Below are 16,190 nucleotides of genomic sequence, written 5' to 3'. Positions count from 1 at the left end.
CGGTAGGGACCGCCCGTCGTGCCGAACCGTTCCCTCAAGGTGACTTTCCTACGAACGGGGGAACGGGCCGGGTGGCTGACGGCGGGTGCGGGACCCGGGGGCGGAAGCCGGACTCGACACCGGACGGGCCACCGGACGGGCTAGGGAAAGGTCGCTCCGGCGACGAGTCCCTGGATCTCGGTGCCGGGCGGCGCCAGCAGGAACACATTGCGGTCGACGCGGTGCATCCCGCTGCCGAGGCCGAAGACCACTCCGCTACTGAAGTCCAGTACGCGCTTGGCCACGTCCGTTTCGGCGCTCGTCAGGTCGAGGAGGACGGGGATGCCCGACATCAGGGTCTCCGCCACCTCACGGGCGTCCGAGAAGACGTTGACACGCAGCACCACGAACTGGCGCCGGGGCTCCCTCGCCCCTTCCGGCTCCGCCGGGTGTCCGGTCCAGGAGGGCCATTCGTCCCGCCCGCGCAGTGGAACCACCCGGGCCAACCCTTCCCACTGTTCATCGGTGACGTCGTGGCTGTTCAACGGCCCACCCCGTCCTGGCTCGCGCTTTTCTTCCCCACTGGACCATTCTTACGTGAAGTCACCCGATCAGCCCAACAACGACACGGAACGTCGTGCCGAGTCGGGGAGATCGGAACGCCCTCGACGTGCCGGACGCGGTCAGGCCGAGGGGTCCGCGGCGGGGGCGGTGGGCCGGCGCCAGCCCTGTTCCCGGAGGACCGCCGACACGTCGGGTGCCCGGTAGTGGTCGCCCTTGAGCACCTTGCCGTCGGCGCGCACCCGGGGCACCCCGTCGGGGCCGAGCTTGCTCATGTTGGCCCGGTGGATCTCGGCGATCACCCGGTCGAGGTCGATGCCGTGGACGAGGGCGGTGCCGTAGGCGACGTAGACCACGTCGGCGAGTTCGTGGGCGAGCCGGTCGAGGGGGCCGTCGACGGCGACCTCCGCGACCTCGGCCACCTCCTCGTCCAGGAGGTCCTGCCGGTGGGCGGCGAGCCGGGCGGGCACCTCCTCCGGGACGGTCCGGGCGTCGAGCCCGAACGCCCGGTGGAACTCGTCGACCAACCGGGCGGGCGAGCCGGCCGGGGCCGCGGGAGTGGTGGTGCCGGCGTCGTCGGGAGCGGCGGACGGGTCGGGGGCGTGGGAAGGAGAAGGGTGCACGCCCCCGAATCTACCGGCCGTCGCCGCCCCGGCTCCGCCGCTCCGAGTGACGGGGTGCGGAGCCGGAACGGGCGGCCGGCTCAGCGGTGGCCGACGGTCCAGGTCAGGGAGCTGGTGGCCGCCTCGCGGACCTGCGGATCACGGATCGCGGAGGTCGCGTCGACGGCCCGTGCGGTGACGGTGCGCCCGTGGCCGTGGCCGCGCACGCCCAACTGCCGCGGGGTCACGACCCGTTCGCCGCGGGCGTGCCGGACCTCGACCCCGTCGACGTACCAGCGCAGTTGGACCCGGGCGATGCCCTGGCGGTCGAAGGAGGCGAGGCGGGCACGGATCGGGTGCTGGGCCCGGACCGGGCGGTCCGTCGGCGTCGGGCTGGTCAGCGCCTTGGCGTACCGGTAGAAGCCGCCGATCATCCCCTCGCGCCCGACGAGGTTGAACGCGTCGGTGTCGAGCTTGCGCATCAGCGAGTTGGCGGTGGGGCGGTAGAGGCCCTGGGGGTGGTACCCGCTGCCCTCGTAGGTGCCGACCGCCCCTCCGGCGGGGTCCTGCTCGCCCATCCACCGCCACCACTTGACCTGGTGGGCGACCTGGTGGGTGGCGTCGTGCACGGAGGAGTTGCGGTCGGTGGGCTCGGCGCCCTGGTAGCGGCCGTAGGTGTCGTAGGTGTACTCGTCGGCGAGGTGCCCGATGGAGTGGCCGAGTTCGTGGGCGCCGATCAGGGTGGACCGGTCGTTGTCGGAGGACATCGTCGCGATGCCGTCGTAGCCGACCTCGTTCTGCACGCCGCTGTATCCGGCGCCGCCGTAGGTGGTGGTGTTGGCGAGGACGAACACGATGTCGGCGGCCGGTGCCCGGGCGGCGTGGGCGCTGACCTTGTCGATGTCGACGCACAGCAGCCGTTCGATGTCACCGCACCAGAAGTACGAGGACAGGGCGGTGTTCCTGACGACGTCCTTGGTGGGGTCGCCGGAGACCCCGGAGTCCTGGGAGACGGCGTCGACGACCCAGATGTTGAAGAGGTCGCGGTAGCTCTTGTAGGGCTCGATCTGGAAGACGGACTCGACCTTGGCCTGTGCGTCGGCGCGGAAGTCGGCCTGTTGGGCCGCGGTGTAGCCGTCACCCAGGACGACGAGGTCGAGTCGCGCGTCGCTGGGTCCGCTGCGCTGGATCGAGCCGACGGACGCACGGGCCGGTGCCGCCTCGGGAGCGGTCTCCTGACGTGCTGTCAGATCTTGCGGGGCCGTGGCCGGGACCTCGGCGTACCGCCCCTCGGCACCCGGGTCCGGGAAGTACTCGACGGTCACCTCCGCAGAACCGTTCCCGGCCGGAGCGGGAGCGGCCAGCGCGGGGGCGGCGGCCGGGGCGGTGACGCAGAGCAGCACGGACGCGCCGAGGGCGGCGGCACGGGTGCGTATGTGCACGGGGTCTCCTGGGGGCGGTTCGGGGAGGGCGATCGCGGGCCGGGAGGGGGGCGCGGGCCGGGGGGCCGCCCCGGGTGGGGGCGCACCCCGACCCGCTCCGGACCAGGTGGGGGCCGGGGCGGAGCCGGGTCGGGCGATGAGCGCGGCACCCGCAGGGGTTCAGGAACCGCACGGGTGGTTAAGTGTTTTGTTAACCACCCTTGACTCGCGGATTAACTTAGAATCGCCGGGCGCCCGGCGCAAGATCTCCGGGGCGGCGAGAATCGGGGGCGTCCCGGGGCGGCGGCGCCGGACCGGACGATCGGCACGGCGGAGAGGGTCCACAGTGACAGAGCGGCAGAGCAGTGGACGGCCCCGGGCCGGGCGGGACCCCGGGGCCACTGACTCCCCGGACTCCTTCGACACCCCCGGTGCGCCGGACGTCGAACCGGACGGCTCCTCGGCGCGGGCCATCGGCCGTCGCGTCCACCGGCTGCGGGCGGACCGCGGTATGACCCAACGCCAGCTGGCGGAACCGGCGTACACCGCGGCGTACGTCTCCACCCTGGAGGCCGGGCGGGTCCGTCCTTCCGAGAAGGCGTTGCGACACCTCGCGGCGCGGCTCGGCACCAGCTACGAGGAGTTGGCCACGGGGCGGCCCGCCCACCTCGCCACCGGGCTGCGACTGCGGCTCACGGAGGCACAGCGCGTCCTCGCCACCGAGGACCCCTCCGATGCGAGCGCGCTCTACACCGCGCTCGCCGAGGAGGCCGCACGGCACGGCTGTGAGCCCGAGCGGGCCACCGCACTGGTGGGCCTCGGCCAGTGCGCGCTGGAGACCGGTGAACTCGACGCCGCACGCCAGCACTTCGAGGCGGCCGAGCGGCTGCTCGGCGCGCTCGGCGAGCCCCTGACCAAGCGGGTACCGGCCGTTCGGGGTCGCGCCATCGCCCATCTCCTGGCCGGGGAACTGCGCTACGCCTGCTACTTGTTGGAGAACGCCCTCGACGAACTCAACGCTTCCGGGCTGCACGACCCCGATGCGCTGGTACTGCTGTACACCGCGGCCATCGGCCCGTACATGGACCTCGGCGCCCATGCACGGGCCGCGCAGGCGGCGGAGTTGGCGCTCGCCCTCGCGCCCCGGGTGTCCGACCCGGCCCTGGTCGCCCGGATGCACCGGGGAGTGGCCCGTACCCTGATCGCCGAAGGCCGCTCGGACGAGGCGGACGCGTCCCTCGCCAAGGCCGCCGCGTACTACCAGCAGCTCCAGATCCACGGGGAACTCGCGCTGTGCCACTGGATGCGCGGATACGTGCACGCCCAGCGCGCGGACACGGACGCCCCGGACGAGGGCGACGCCGGAGACCTCGCCCGGGCCGAGGCCGAACTACGCACCGCCCGGGACATGTTGGCGGCCCGGCACGCCCGGCTGTACACCCACCAGGTGGGCGTGGAGTTGGCGGGGGTGCTGCACCGGCGCGGCAAGGACGACGAAGCCGAGTTGCTGTTGCGGGAGTTGTTGGGCGGGCTCAGCCCCGGGCGGGGCTCGGTCCACGCGGCCGGCGCGCACCGGTTGCTCGGCCTGATGGCGGAGCGGCGCGGCGACACCGAGGCCGCCGAGGAGCACTACGTCCGGGCACTCGGGTTGTTGGAGCACGCGGGTGCGGCGGGTGACCTCGCGGACCTGTGCCGGCTCCTCGGGGACCTGCTGCGGCGGTCCGGACGGACGGAGGCGGCGCTCGACGCGTACCGGACCGGGCTCGGGCACCGGTCCGCCCCCGGCACCACGACCCTCGGACCACCGCCGGCGACACCGCCGTTCTGACCCCTCCGGCTGCGATACCGGGTAGCGGGGGGGGAAGCGATCCGCGGAGTCCGCCCGGGCTCGCGGCCTTGCGCATCGCCTGGATGTCGGTGCCGATCCCTATGCTGATCCGGAGGGGGCAGCGACGGGCGGGGGCAGGAGGCTGGACGTGCGTGACGAGGGAGTCGGGCGCCACGGGGTGACGGAAGCGGTGCTGGTGGCCGCGCGCGCGGACTTCGCCGAACGCGCCGGCAAGGACGTGCACATGATGCGCTACGATCCGCTTCCCGCGCTCGGCTGGCAGATGCTCGCCGAGATGTTCCTCGACTACGTGGCCGCCCGCTCGGTGCAGGATCCGGCCCTCAGCTGTCTGGACGCCCGCGCGGCGTTCCAGTCGGCTGCCCGCGCGGCAGTGGGCGCATTGGAGTTGACGGCCTCGGGCGGCGCCGAGACGCGGGTCGTGGTCGACTACGTGGGGATCGAAGGCGTGTACCGCGATGCCGAACCGGACGGCGGGCGGGGCGTGGTGAGCGCGGTGGACTGGGTGGACGCGTTCTGTCTGTCCTTCGTCGCCGGAACGCTACCGGAGACGGCATCGGCCTTCATCGAGTCTTCGGCGGTGCTCCGCGGTCGCTCCGAACACGCCGACACCGCGTTGGCACACGCCCTGTTGGCGTACGTGTACGGGTACGCGGCGGACCGGGACCTGGCGCAGGGCCAGACGCTGACGTCCGGAGCCAGCAACCTGGCCCTGGTGGAGCGGTGCGTGTGGCGCGTCGCCCCCGGTGAGGACCGGCCCCGGCAGCGGGCGGCGCTGAGTACGCTCCGGGCACTGGCCGCAGGCGACCGGGACGGCTTTCTACGATGTCTGAGGTCCCAGTTGACGGTGCACCGGCGCATCCAGGAGTCCAGGTCGGACGGCTCGCGCACCGCCCGTTCCCTCCTTCCGCTGGACGCCATCGCACTCGCCGCCATGGCCCACCGGTGGCTCCAGTGGTCCGCACCGCTCTCGGACTACCTCCCGGCGGCCCTGGTCACCGGCCTGGCCAGAGCACCGTTGCGGGTCCTCGCACACGGACGGGACAAACGGCCCGACGCCCTGGCCGCGCTCGCTGCGGGGCCCCTCACCGTGGAGCGCCCCCGCAGTCCCCGTCCCGCGCTGCCCCGGGAGTCGGTGTACGACCAGAGCTCGGGTGAGGCCGTGGCGAAGTTCCGTGACCCGACGGCGGATCCGGCGGGGGTGGCCCAGGGGCTCACCGCACTGCGGGAGATCCAGTCCGTGCGGTTCCTGTCGCGGGCCGCGTCCGACCCCGACGGCGCCGACCCCCGCCAGCACGCGGCACTGCGGATCGGCGCCCAGGCGGGAGCCGCCGCGCTACGGCTGGCGCACGCGGCGCCGGACACCTGGGTGGAAGTGACCGTCGACGGCACGACCCGGCTCCTGCCCGCCCTGCGGGACCCCGGGGCGGTGACCGTCACGGCGTGGCGGCGGACCGCGGCGTTGGCGATGGCCGTCGGCCTTCCCGACCTCCTCGCCGACTGCGCGCGCACGGCACCGGAACAGTTCGCCGCGGGGCGGGGCGGGGCGAACACCGCCTACGCCCTCGCACTCCACGCCTACCTGAGCGGCACGGATCCGGAACACGCGCTGGACCGTGCACTGCGCAATGACGGACGGCGGGCCCGGGCGGCCGACGGGCCCGGCGCACCCGCGGTGTTGTTGTCGCAGCTCGTCGCGGGCGACCGCACGGGCTTCGTGCTGGCGTTGGCGGACGCGCTGGAGGAACACCGTGACCACTTCACGGTCGGGGACCGCGGAACCGCCGTGGACGCTGCGGTGAGTCTGGACGTCCTCGGACTGGCCTGTCATGCGCACCGCATGGGGTGGGACGTCGTCGTCCACTCGCCGTACCTGCCCAGAGGGCTGCTGCGGAGGTCGCCTGATTGACGCAACGGGCGGGGAACCCCGGTGGGGGACGGGGCGTCCCGGGCAACGGCCCGCACGGCGTGGCGCCGCGGTGTCAGCCCGTCTGACCCCGCGCCGCGTGGTGGCGGGCGACGACCACCGAGGCGAGGAGTTCCGCGTCCAGCGCGGCGGGGTTGGCGAGGCGGCCCGCCGCCGCGTACGAGGTCAGCAGGGCCTTGGTGATCCGCACCGCCGCCTCCGGGCGCCGCACGACGGGTTTCACCCAGGCGCTGACGGCGACGTCCAGCGCTTCTCGGGGCACGACCTTCTGGAGGACGCCGAACTGCCGGGCCTCCTCCGCGTCGAAGACCCGTGCGGTGAGGATGATCTCGCGGGCCCGCGCCGGCCCCACCTCCTGGAGCAGGCGGGGGAGGGAGCCGCCCCAGGCGATGGGCATGCCCAGGCCGAGTTCCGGCAGCCGGAACGTCGTGGTGTCGGCGCCTGCCCGGAGGTCACAGGCGAGGGCCAGGGCGAGTCCTGCGCCGATCACCTTCCCGTGGACGCGGGCGATGGTGACGGCGGCGTTGTCGGCGAGCACGTCCAGGACCCGACGGGCCTTCGCGGCCGACCGCTGCACCCCGCACCCGGTGGGGTCGAGTTGCACCGAGGAGGCGTACTCGTCGCGGTCCCCACCGAGGCAGAAGTCGTCCCCGGCGCCCGTGAGCACGATGGCCCGCAGCTCCGGGTCGGGGTCGCCGAGCACGGTCAGCAGGTCGTCGAGCATGGCTTCGGTGATGGCGTTGCCCGTGTCCGGGCAGTCGAGTTCCACCCGCAGGACCGACCCGGTCCGTTCCGTGCGGAGGGTCTTCAACTGACTGACGACGGTCGGGCCGCTCCAGGAGGTCAGCGTCATGCCGTCACGCTCAGGGAAGTCATGCGGCGGAACACCATTCGTGGGGCGAAAGAGGGGGGAGTGACGAGACTCAGATCGGGGAATCGTTCCAGCAGTCGCGTCAGCAGGACGCGCGCTTCCAGGCGGGCGAGCGCCGCGCCGAGGCAGTAGTGCATGCCTCCGCCGAAGGCGAGGTGGCTGCCCCGACGGAGCACGTCGAAGGTGCGGGGGTCGGGATTCCGGAGCGGATCGTGGTGCGCGGCACCGTGCATGACATAGACCATGGTGTCCTTCGCCACCGGCACCCCGGCGAGAACCGTGTCGCCGCCGGCGACCCGGGTGTTGATGTTGACGGGCGGGTCGTAGCGGAGCGTCTCCTCGACGGCGTCCGGTATGTGCTCGGGGTGGTCCCGCAGCCATGCCCACAGCCCGGGTTCCCGCAGCAGCAGCCACACCATCGACGAGAGCAGCGCTGCCGTGGTCTCCAGGGAAGCGAGCGTGATGAACATCGTCAGGCGGCGCAGGGTCCGGTCCGCCTCCTCCCGATCGGGTTCCAGTTCGTCCCAGACCTCGATCCACCGCGAGACGCTGTCGTCGCCCGGCCGGGCGCGCCGCTCGCGGACCAGGTCGGCGAAGTAGGACCGCAGGTGCAGAGTGGCCTCGGCGGCCATCGCGAGCTGACTGCTGGTCGGCAGGAGTTCCTGCGCATGGGCCTGGTTCTGGGTCAGCTCCAGGATGTGTGCGTCGTCGACCGCGGGGAAGCCGAGCCATTGTCCGACGGTGCGCACGGGCAGCCGGTCGGCGACCGTGTGCACGAACTCGGCACTGCCGTCCGTACGGATGTCCTCCTCCAGCCGGTCGAGGAGTCCGGCCACGTCCCGCTCGACCTGCGGGGTCAGCCGCTCGATCTCGGCCCGGTCGAAGAGGTTCCCGAGGCTGCGACGCTGGCGGGTGTGGACCGGGGCGTTGAGCCTCGGCAGGGTGTGGCTCATCTCCAGCGTGGCGGGCGCCTGCCAGCGGGGGTCACCCCGGCGGTCTTGCCAGGCGGCGTCCGGGGTCAACCAGTTCCGGTCCCGCAGCACCCGGCTGCACACGTCGTACCGGGTGAGGAAGTACCCGCCCCAGGGTGCCGGAACCACCTCCCCCATGGCGCGTAGTTCGTCGTAGAGGGGGACGGGGTCCGCCTGTCCCCCCGGAGACCTCAGGCGCCGTAGGAGGGAAACGACGGCCCGCCGGTCAACAGATATGCCGACTCTGCTGCCCACAGCAGTCACTCGTGGCTCCTTCACTTAGGGGAGGGGGTGGCTGCCGAAACCTACCCACCTTGATACCCAGGTCATGAGCTCCTGAATGTTGCCAATGTCACGTGTACGAGACACGTCCACGCGCTTTTCGCAGCCCGGAGGCATGTGCTCCGCACGCCGGGCACACCGGCACCACTCTCGATCCGCTCCCGGACGCGCTCGGGAGGGCGGAAAACCAGCCAGCCCCGAGCACGAGCTCGGGGCCGGCGCACTTCGCCTGTGCACCCACCGATCGGGGGGATACCCTCAGTCGGCGGTGCACCCGGTGGGGACGCGTGTCACATCCGGAAGACGTCCAGGAACGAGCTCCACCAGCCCTTCTGCTTGCGCGGCGCCTCCGACCGGTGGGACGTCGGCTGCTGCACCGACCCGCCGGCGGGTGGGGCGGCGGGAGCGGGGGGCTGCACCGGCAGCGAGCGACGGGCCGGGGTGGGGCTGAAGAGCACCGGCATGGACACCAGGGCGCGGTGGAAGGGTCCCTGTCGCCACTCCAGCTTGTCCTCGGGCACAGCCAGCGCCAGGTCGGGCAAGGCGTTGAGGAGCCGTTCGATCGCGGTGAGCGCGATGATCCGGGCTGGGGACTTCGCCGGGCAGGAGTGGGGTCCGGCGCCCCAGGCGAGGTGGGCGCCCTTGCTGAGGGTGAGCCGTGCGTCCGTCAACGAGGGGTCGGTGTTGGCAGCGGCAAAGCTGATCACCACCGGGTCGTTGGCAGGAAGGGTGATGTCACCGAGGGCGATGTCCTGCACCGGGAAGTGCGTGGCGTAGTTGGCGATCGGCGAGTTGTTCCACAGGACGTGGTCGAGGGCGTCCTCGACCAGGAGTCCGGCGCCCCGGGAACCCGTATCGGAAGCCGAGTCGGGGGACAACAGCAGAAGCAGCCCGTTGCCTATGAGGTTGCGCTCGGGTTCGACCCCGGCTCCGATCAGCGTGGCGAGTTGGTCCTTCATCTCCTCGTCGGTGAGACCGGCGGGGTGCTGGACCATCCAGGACGTCATGTCCTCGGCGGGCTGACGGCGCTTGAGGGCGATCAGCTCCAGCAGACAGGCCGTCATGTCCTCGTTGGCGCGGACCACGTCGCGTCCGTCGAAGAGGTCGGACAGGTTCCTCATCAGCCGGTCACCGAGGTCGCCCGGGCAGCCGAACAACTGGTTGATCAACAGGAGCGGCAGCAGCTTGGCGTAGTCGTGGAGCAGATCGGCGGTCCCGCGCTCACTGAACCGGTCGATGAGGTAGTCGGCGATGCGCTCGACGTCCCGTCCGAGCCGACTGGTGTTGATCTTGGCGAGGCTCTCCGTGACCACCTTGCGCAGCCTCAGGTGCTCGGAGCCGTCCGAGAAGAGGCAGTTGGGGCGGTAGTACATCATCGGCAGGACGGGGCTGTCCATCGGGACGCGCCCCTCGTTCAGCGCCCGCCAGCGGCGGGAGTCGCGGACGAAGAGCGCCGGGTTCTGGAGCACGCGCAGGGCGGCCTCGTGCTGGATGACCAGGGTGGCTTCCACTCCGGGGGCCAACTCGACCGGCGCCACGGGTCCCTGGGCCCGCATGTGGTCGTAGAACCGCGCGGGGTCGGCGGCGAAGTCCGCGCCGTACAGCGGGGTCGGTTGCTGCGGCTGCTGGTGCATAGGGCACCCGGGGGGAGGTGAGAGCGGGGTGGACCCCGTCTGTGCATCCATGCGTTGGTCCTCGGGGTGATCCCGGGGCCGCGGGGGCCCCGGGAGGTGGATGACTGGAGTGCGTGGGGGGTCAGTTCGCCCGCGCGAGCAGGTGCTGGACGAGCGTGATCAGTGCCTGGGCCGACGACTTCTGGTCCCGCGCGTCGCAGAAGACGACCGGCGTGTGCGGCAGCAGATCGAGCGCTTCGCGCAGCTCCTCCTCGGCATGCCGGTTGTCCTGCTCGAAGCTGTTGACCGCGATGGCGTATTCGAGGCCGTACTTCTCGATCAGGTCGATGACCGGGAACGACTCGTGCAACCGCGACGGGTCGACCAGGAGCAGCGCACCCAGCGCGCCCCGGGCCATGTCCTCCCACAGCTGCATGAAGCGCTGCTGACCGGGCGTACCGAAGAGGTACAGCACCAGTTCCTCGCTCAGGGTGAGCCGCCCGAAGTCCAGGGCGACGGTGGTGGTCTCCTTGCCGGTGACCCCCCGCAGGTCGTCGACGTGCGCCGACGCCTGCGTCATCTTCTCCTCGGTGCGCAGCGGGGTGATCTCCGACAACGTGCCGATGAACGTCGTCTTGCCCACGGCGAAGTGGCCGACGACGAGGATCTTCGCGGCCGTGACGACCGCTTCCGGCACGTAGACGCTCTCAGCCGAACCGGCGTTGGAGTCCATGCAACACCTCTTCGAGGATCTTCCGGTCGACGAGCTTGGCGGCGGGTGGCGCCGCCCGGCGGAGCAGGTGGCCCTGGTCCGCGAGGTCGGTCAACAGCAGCCGGACCACCCCGACGGGCAGCCCGAGGCGGCCGGCGACCTCGGCCACCGACAGGTAGCCGCCGGCGCACAGGCTCCAGATGGCGCTCACCTCGGGGCTGGGCCGCGCGGGTGGCGTCCGGTCCGGGGCGAGGGTCACCAGGGTGACCAGGGACAGCTCGTCCGCGTCCGGCAGGTCGCGCCCGCCCGTGATCACGTACGAACGGATGAACCCGCTGGTGACCGACTGTTCCTCGCCGGGCGCGGTCATATGTCGCTGCCGGCGTTCTGGCGCGGCGGCGAGGTCATCGCCTTGCCGAGCGCTCCGACCTGCTGCTGCATCCGGAACGACATGGCCTCCATGTCGACGTCCGCCGAGGTCGCGGCGGCGAGGTAGGCGCCGCTGCCCGCGGCGATCAGGAAGATCCAGCCGTCCTCGTACTCCAGCAGGGTCTGGCGCCAGCGGCCGGTGGTCCCGGTACCAATGAACGGCGCGACGGCCCGGCTCAACGACTGCATCGAGCTCATGGCGGCGGCGACGGTCTCCGCGTCGTCCCGTCCGATCGCGCTGGAGTGTTCCAGCAGGAGGCCGTCGGCCGAGACGAGGATCGCGTGTCGTGCCCCGCGCACCTGGAGCACGTCATTGAGCACCCACGACAGATCGGGGTTCACTGGTGGTCAGGTCCTTCCGTGGTGGTCGTCGTGTCGCGTCCGGACTGCGTACCGCGCTGGAACGCACCCAGCAGGGAGGCCGTCTCCTCCTGGCTCCTGGGCACCTCGGCGGTCTCCGTGGGCTCCGGTACCACGGCGACGGGACGCTGGCGGCGGCGCTTGGGCAGACCACCGGCGGTGGTGCCGCGCACCGTGGGCACCGCTTCGGAGCCGGGTACGGCGGCGAAGAGCGGGGTGGGTTGCGCGGACCGGCCCTCGGTGGCGGCCCGGCGCTGCCGGATGACGGGAACGCTGTCCCGCAGACCGTGGTCGGCGTCGACCGCGGGGGACGGCACGTCGCTGGTGAGGAGTTCGTCGGGGAGCAGGATCACCGCACGGACACCTCCGTAGGGGGACACGGAGTCGACGGAGACCTTGAACCCGTAGCGGGAGGCGAGCATGCCGGAGACCGCGAACCCGAACTGGGGCGGGTTGCCGAGGCCGGAGATGTGGATGGGCTCCTGGGGGGAGAGGAGGGCGGACGCCCGGTCCTTCTCCTCCTGTCCCATGCCGAGGCCGGCGTCGTCGACAATGAGGCACACGCCCTTGGGCACCGCCTGGATGTTGATCTCGACGGGGGCGCCCGGAGCGGAGTAGTTGGTGGCGTTGGCGAGCAGTTCGGCGAGGACGACGGCCACCGGCTCGACGACCTTGCTGACCAGTGAGAAGTTCGCCTGGGCGTGGATCTGCACTCGGTCGAACTGGCGTATTCGCCCCTGCGCGCTGCGGGCCACGTCGTAGACGGAAGCGACCGTCTCGCGGCGCCCGAGCCAGCCTCCGCAGAGCACGGCGATGCCCTGGGCGCGGCGCCCGAACTGGCTGTTGGTGTGGTCGATCGCCATCAGGTCGGCGAGCATCCCGGGGTCGTCGCCGTACTTCTTCTGGACCTTGTCGATGACGATCTGCTGTTCGTCGGCGAGCCCCTGGAGGGTGCGCATCGCCGCCTTCAGTACCGCCTTGGTCTCCTCCTCCGCGTCCTTGCGGACCTCCGCGAGTTCGCTGATGTGCTGGTTGCGCAGACCGCTGTGCGCCGCGCCGAGTTCGTTGCGCTGCTGGAGCAGCGCCTCGTTCTCGGCAACGAGGTTCGCGTTGCGTCTGCGCAGACCGATGTTGGTTTGCCGTGCGCGTACCACCCCGCCGAAGGCGGCCAGTACCACGGCGACCAGGACCCAGAAGAACGGGTCCTGCACAAATGACGTCATGAGACTCTCTTCGAGTGGCATCCCGGGGGAAGCGGTCACTGTCTCCTCCGCCCGGGGCACCCCCGCAGCCCATGGGGCCGCGGGCCGTGCCGTCCAGGCCGGAGAACGTTCCTCCGGGACGGGGCCCGTTCGGCTGACTTTCCCCCTGGCGCTCTAACGCGCCGTCAGCCCACTATGAAGATCACACACTGTACCAGCGGGGCACATCCCACACGCAAGTGTCCGCGGCCCCTGCAAGGCACACCCCGCACCGGGACAGTCGCGGCATTACCGGGCACTCCCCCACCTATTCATGTATATGACATGCAGTCCGGCCCGGGGGGTGCGGACAGGTGGACCACCCTCCCCCGGGCACCCACCCCGCACCCCGGTTCCCACAGGGCCGAACGGACCGTCAGGGAGCCCACCTCGCCTTTTTCCATAGGGACATGACACAGCGCCAGCACTGCGGGCGTGCGAACCAGTCGTGTCGACACGGTGTCGATTCCGGGAGTTCGGCGACACGTCCACCACTAGATGAACACTGTGCGAAGGGATCGTGACGACCCCTCGCGCGCACCGGCCCGTTCCGGCCACCCCCGGCCCGCCCCGTTCGCCCCCGCACACCCGCCCGGACGGACGGGCGGCCCCACCACCACGCCGCAGCGCGGGTCGATCGAAACGGAGCGGACGATTCCACCGCTCCGTCAGCTCCGGGGCCGGAAGGAGCGCCGGGCTTGCACGTGCGACCCTCCGGGCAGGCCAGCGGGCATCGAAGCCGACCACCCGCGGAGGAACGGAACCGGATCCCCGGACTCCCCCCTCACCCCGCCGCTCCCCGCCGTCCCCCGCCCGGACACTTCGGCACCACTCTGGTAGAGACCAATTGCTTCGGGATTGCTCGCGCCAAGTCGACCGGAAAGGGACGGAGTTTCCGAGCGCCGTGCGGGCACCATCACCAGGAACACGGAGAGGGCGCGGGGAGAGACGAGGGGAACCACTCCCGATCTCCAGGTGGTCGCGGCGACGGGCCCGCGGGTTCCCGGACCGGTCGGCGACAATCGTCACGCCCGGGAAAGGGCGCCACTCGGCGGCATCCGGTCCCCGGCCGTGCCAGCATGTGCGGGCGGTCCGTGCGCACGGCGCACCGACCCCGTTCCCCTCTCCCCCCGCACGCCCCTTTCTCTCCCCCCACATGTCCCTGTCACCGCACCGTGCTGACCCGTGTGCGGTCCCGTCCCTGGAGTGGCGATGGCCGACCCCCGTTCCTCGGAGGGCCCCCGCGGTTGGGTGCCCCCCCGGAAGCTCCTCGCGTTCCTGATGCTGCTCGGCGCGGTGTTCACCGCCTCGTACGCCGTCGGATCCGTGGTGGGCCCCGTCGCTCCCTGGGTCCACTCCGACGACTCCGGTACGCACGACGAGGAGCCGGCCGGCTCCGGCGGGGTCGAAACCGGCCCGGGCGGCGGTGACCCCTACGGCGAGGAGCCCACCCCGACCGACGACGGCTCCGACCCGTACGGCGACCCCCACTCCGGCGGACACTGATGGCGACCGGCACCACGGCCCCGGCGCCGGGCACCACGGTCCTGATCGTCGGCGGCATGACCTGCGCCGCGTGCGTGGGCCGGGTGGAGAAGCGCCTCGCGAAGCTGGACGGGGTCAGCGCCACGGTGAACCTGGCCACTGGGCGGGCGCGGGTCTCCCATCCCCCGGAGGTCACGCCCGCCGATCTGATGGCCGCCGTCGAACGCGCCGGATACACCGCCGAGCTGCCCCGCGACCGCCCCGGTCCGGCGGGCTCGGGGCGGCCGGACCCGGCGGAGGTCGAGCAGCAACGGCTGTTGGCCACCCTGTGGTTGTCGGTGCCTGTCCTGCTCATGACGATGGTGCCCGTCCTCCAGTTCCGCAACTGGCAGTGGCTGTGCTTCGTGCTCGCCGCGACCGTGGCCGTCTGGGGAGCCGCACCGTTCCACCTTGCCGTGGTGCGCGCGTCGCGACGGTCGGTGGCCGCGCTGGACGCCCTGGTGTCGCTTGCCGTGGTCGCCTCCTTCGGCTGGTCGGCGTACGCACTGTTCCTGGGCGGTGCCGGACGGCCGGACACCCGGGTGCCGTTCGCCCTCGCGCCCCCCGGGGACGGGCGCACGGCGGCGTTGTACCTCGCGGTGACCGTGGGGGTGCCGCTGGCCGCGCTGTCCGGACGGCTCCTGGAGGAGCGGGCCCGGGGCGGTGCCGCGCAGACGCCCCGCGGGGACGGAACGGACTCCGTACCGGGGCTGGCGGAGCGGGTGGCCCGGGTCCTGGTGCCGGTGGTGCTGGCTCTGGCGACGGGCACGCTGGGCTTCTGGCTCGGGAGCGGAGCGGACGCCGAGGAGGCGATCGGCGCGGCGGTGGCGGTGTTGGCGGTGGGCTGCCCGTCCGCGCTGGCCCTGGCGGGGCCGGTCGCGCTGTTGGCGGCGACCGACCGGGCGGCCCGCCTGGAGGTCGTGCTGCGGGACCCGGTCGACCTGGAGTCACTGCGGGACGTGGACACGGTCGTCCTGGACGCGAGCGTGGTGCTCACCGACGGGCCGGCCGCGGGGGGCGACGGGGGCGCGGTGCGGTCGGGGAGCTTCCGGGCGGTCGACCGGTTGCGGCGCCTCGGCATGGAGCCGGTGCTGGTCACCGGGGAGGACGCGGAGGTGGCGCGCAGGACGGCCGCGGACCTCGGCGTCACGACGGTGCACTCCGGGTGTTCCGCCGCGGACAGCGCCGAACTGGTACGAGGACTCAAGTCCGAGGGACGTCGGGTCGCCTTCGTCGGTGACCCGAAGCGGGACGCGGACGCCCTGCGGGCGGCGGACCTGGGCATCGCCCTGGGCAACACCGGGGCGGACGGCCCGGCCCACGTCACGCTGCCCGGCGGCGGGATCGAGACGGTGCCGGACGCGGTGCGCCTGGTGCGGGACGCGCACGCCGCGATCCAGACCAATCTGGTCTGGGCGTTCGGCCATACGGTCGTCACGGTGCCCGCGGCGGCGTTGGGGCTGCTCCATCCGGTGGTCGCCACGGCTGCGATGGCGGTCAGCACGCTGCTGGTGGTGGGCAACGGAATGCGGCTGCGGGCCGCTTCACCCCTCTCGCACGGCACCCGGAGTCGGCGCCCGCCGACCCGCTGACCGTCGACCCGTCCGGCCGGCCGTCGGGGTTCCGCCCCGCCCCGCAATCGTGCGGCGCAGGGCGCTCGTTGGTGTGCGCGGGCGGCCGGTGCCTCGTGCGCCGCGGCCCCGAAGGGCCAGCAGACAGAGCCCGTTGACGAGGTCGCTCTCGGATCGGGCGTGATCACTTTCCGTAGCGTTTCACCTGGCGCGACGCGCGTCCGGGGGTCGCGTTCAGGCCCCGACGCGCCCCCCGAACGACCGGGTGGACGCAGCCGTG

At 72.3% G+C, this 16,190-nt stretch carries 14 protein-coding genes; 4 read left to right on the top strand and 10 right to left on the bottom strand.

All coding sequences use genetic code 11. The features are described 5' to 3' along the window. Positions 1-140 precede the first annotated feature (140 nt). The 3 genes from ACFWIA_RS02870 to ACFWIA_RS02860 all read right to left on the bottom strand — a co-directional run bounded on the left by ACFWIA_RS02870 (position 141) and on the right by ACFWIA_RS02860 (position 2,584). A complete protein-coding gene (locus ACFWIA_RS02870; RefSeq protein ID WP_386999772.1) occupies positions 141-524 on the bottom strand; it encodes a cell division protein SepF in 384 nt (127 codons plus the stop codon). 138 nt (positions 525-662) lie between these two features. Continuing rightward, positions 663-1,067: a MazG nucleotide pyrophosphohydrolase domain-containing protein gene (locus ACFWIA_RS02865; RefSeq protein WP_386999847.1), complete on the bottom strand. Its 405-nt coding sequence runs from the start codon at positions 1,065-1,067 to the stop codon at positions 663-665. 176 nt (positions 1,068-1,243) lie between these two features. Further along, positions 1,244-2,584 carry a M64 family metallopeptidase gene (locus tag ACFWIA_RS02860; protein WP_386999770.1) on the bottom strand — a complete coding sequence of 447 codons (1,341 nt, stop codon included), beginning with the start codon at positions 2,582-2,584 and terminating at the stop codon, positions 1,244-1,246. A gap of 451 nt (positions 2,585-3,035) precedes the next feature. Between ACFWIA_RS02860 and ACFWIA_RS02855 the strand changes: the two genes are divergently transcribed. Both ACFWIA_RS02855 and ACFWIA_RS02850 read left to right on the top strand, forming a co-directional pair. Then, complete coding sequence (locus ACFWIA_RS02855) at positions 3,036-4,391, top strand: helix-turn-helix domain-containing protein (RefSeq protein ID WP_386999845.1); 1,356 nt, start codon at positions 3,036-3,038, stop codon at positions 4,389-4,391. 148 nt (positions 4,392-4,539) lie between these two features. Beyond that, on the top strand, positions 4,540-6,318 hold the full coding sequence (locus ACFWIA_RS02850) for an Imm49 family immunity protein (RefSeq protein ID WP_386999768.1): 1,779 nt from the start codon (positions 4,540-4,542) through the stop codon (positions 6,316-6,318). Between the two features lie 73 nt (positions 6,319-6,391). On the opposite strand, the gene ACFWIA_RS02845 is transcribed toward ACFWIA_RS02850, so the two are convergent. The 7 genes from ACFWIA_RS02845 to ACFWIA_RS02815 form a co-directional block, all read right to left on the bottom strand. Further along, entirely contained in the window at positions 6,392-7,189 is a 798-nt protein-coding gene (locus ACFWIA_RS02845) for an enoyl-CoA hydratase/isomerase family protein (protein ID WP_386999766.1), read from the bottom strand. Further along, on the bottom strand, positions 7,186-8,316 hold the full coding sequence (locus ACFWIA_RS02840; RefSeq protein WP_386999764.1) for a cytochrome P450: 1,131 nt from the start codon (positions 8,314-8,316) through the stop codon (positions 7,186-7,188). The genes ACFWIA_RS02845 and ACFWIA_RS02840 overlap by 4 nt, the downstream gene beginning before the upstream one ends. 434 nt (positions 8,317-8,750) lie before the next feature. Continuing rightward, positions 8,751-10,145, bottom strand: a complete 1,395-nt coding sequence (locus ACFWIA_RS02835) for a cytochrome P450 (protein WP_386999762.1) — start codon at positions 10,143-10,145, stop codon at positions 8,751-8,753. Positions 10,146-10,215: 70 nt separating this feature from the next. Then, positions 10,216-10,806, bottom strand: a complete 591-nt coding sequence (locus tag ACFWIA_RS02830; protein ID WP_386999759.1) for an ATP/GTP-binding protein — start codon at positions 10,804-10,806, stop codon at positions 10,216-10,218. After that, entirely contained in the window at positions 10,781-11,155 is a 375-nt protein-coding gene (locus tag ACFWIA_RS02825; protein WP_386999757.1) for a DUF742 domain-containing protein, read from the bottom strand. The genes ACFWIA_RS02830 and ACFWIA_RS02825 overlap by 26 nt, the downstream gene beginning before the upstream one ends. Beyond that, the gene (locus ACFWIA_RS02820) at positions 11,152-11,556 is read right to left on the bottom strand and encodes a roadblock/LC7 domain-containing protein (protein ID WP_385488211.1); all 405 of its coding nucleotides are present in this window, start codon (positions 11,554-11,556) and stop codon (positions 11,152-11,154) included. The genes ACFWIA_RS02825 and ACFWIA_RS02820 overlap by 4 nt, the downstream gene beginning before the upstream one ends. Next, a complete protein-coding gene (locus ACFWIA_RS02815) occupies positions 11,553-12,797 on the bottom strand; it encodes an ATP-binding protein (protein ID WP_386999755.1) in 1,245 nt (414 codons plus the stop codon). Before ACFWIA_RS02815 ends, ACFWIA_RS02820 begins: the two co-directional genes overlap by 4 nt. Positions 12,798-14,027: 1,230 nt before the next feature. Here ACFWIA_RS02815 and ACFWIA_RS02810 point away from each other — a divergent pair. Together ACFWIA_RS02810 and ACFWIA_RS02805 are read left to right on the top strand one after the other, a co-directional pair. Continuing rightward, complete coding sequence (locus ACFWIA_RS02810; RefSeq protein ID WP_386999753.1) at positions 14,028-14,321, top strand: hypothetical protein; 294 nt, start codon at positions 14,028-14,030, stop codon at positions 14,319-14,321. Then, positions 14,321-15,931 (top strand): heavy metal translocating P-type ATPase, encoded by a 1,611-nt coding sequence (locus tag ACFWIA_RS02805; RefSeq protein WP_386999751.1) that lies wholly within the window; start codon positions 14,321-14,323, stop codon positions 15,929-15,931. Before ACFWIA_RS02810 ends, ACFWIA_RS02805 begins: the two co-directional genes overlap by 1 nt. The last annotated feature ends 259 nt before the right edge of the window (positions 15,932-16,190 follow it).

The sequence above is a fragment of the Streptomyces sp. NPDC127068 genome, assembly GCF_042724695.1.
Lineage (GTDB): Bacteria > Actinomycetota > Actinomycetes > Streptomycetales > Streptomycetaceae > Streptomyces.
The sequence above is the reverse complement of the archived record's forward strand: the minus strand, read 5'-3'. Positions and strand labels throughout refer to the sequence as shown.